Source organism: Staphylococcus sp. HMSC34G04, assembly GCF_001838765.1.
GTDB lineage: Bacteria > Bacillota > Bacilli > Staphylococcales > Staphylococcaceae > Staphylococcus > Staphylococcus epidermidis.
Genome location: NZ_KV838716.1, coordinates 1 through 1,071, shown reverse-complemented (window position 1 = coordinate 1,071; position 1,071 = coordinate 1). Strand labels below are relative to the sequence as shown.

The 1,071-nt window shown below is 27.5% G+C and carries 1 protein-coding gene; it reads left to right on the top strand.

Features of this window, described 5'->3' with window-relative positions; all coding sequences use genetic code 11:
- Positions 1 to 356: 356 nt before the first annotated feature.
- Positions 357 to 1,071, top strand: a 715-nt coding sequence (locus tag HMPREF3241_RS03530; RefSeq protein ID WP_176746659.1) for a replication initiator protein A, incomplete at its 3' end; no start/stop codon positions are given.

Sequence of the window (1,071 nt, the reverse complement as noted above, 5' to 3'; positions counted from 1 at the left end):
TATATATTTTATGTTACATGTAACATGTTACTTAAAGGAATGTTACAATATTCTTTGTTAATTTTTCTTGAATTTGTTACTATGAACTTAACGTTCATTAATGTATTTAAAAAGCACTTAATCGTTGGGGCGATTAAGCGCTTTAGGTAATAGACACTATACTAACATTCACTACTAAACATTAAGAAAAGTGCTATCTATATATACATTTATTTATTCTGGATGCTCAAATTTCAATCCATTTTGTAGAATCAATTGTATAATATAAGTAATGTCAATTCAAGAAAGAGATCTTAATTTAATTAGTATTGTGATTTATTACCTCAACCCTAAATTTATGTGAAGAGGTATTTACTATGACTAAACAACGATTTACAAAACTATATAAATTCTTATTCGAAGATTCCACATTTAACAAACTATCAATAAAAGCTAAATTGCTTTATGCATTAATAACCGAACGTCAAAACTTATCTAAGTTAAGTGCCAAACAACATGGTATTCAATCACAATTTATTGATGCTAACGGACGTTTATTCTCAATTTATACTAATAAAGAACTTATGAATAAAATTAATATATCTGAACCTACTGTCATTAACCTAAAAAAGCAACTCATTGCATTTGGTTTATTAGAAGAAATACGTCTTGGAAAAAATAAACCGAATCGCTTATATCCTAAAAAACCTTATGATGAATATTTCTATGTTCATGATGTTGATGAATTTTATCGGTTACCACATTCATTATTTTCTAATCCTAAATATAAGAATCTTAAAGCTGAGACAATTGTCGCTTACGCTGTTTACCTAAGCCGTTATGAATATAGTGTATACAAAAATCATTTTTCGGATAAAAGTGGTGAAATATATTGCCATTTTTCTAATGAGAAAATGGCTGAATTCTTAGGTGTTAGCACACGAAAAGTAGAGCGTATTAAAAAAGAACTTGTAGTTTCTGGTTTGATGATTAACAAACGTGCAACATTTGGAAAAGCAAATAATTTATATATTAAACTCCCTAAACCTTTTCATATAAAGGAACTAAAAAATTGTCGGGTTCGGAACTTAA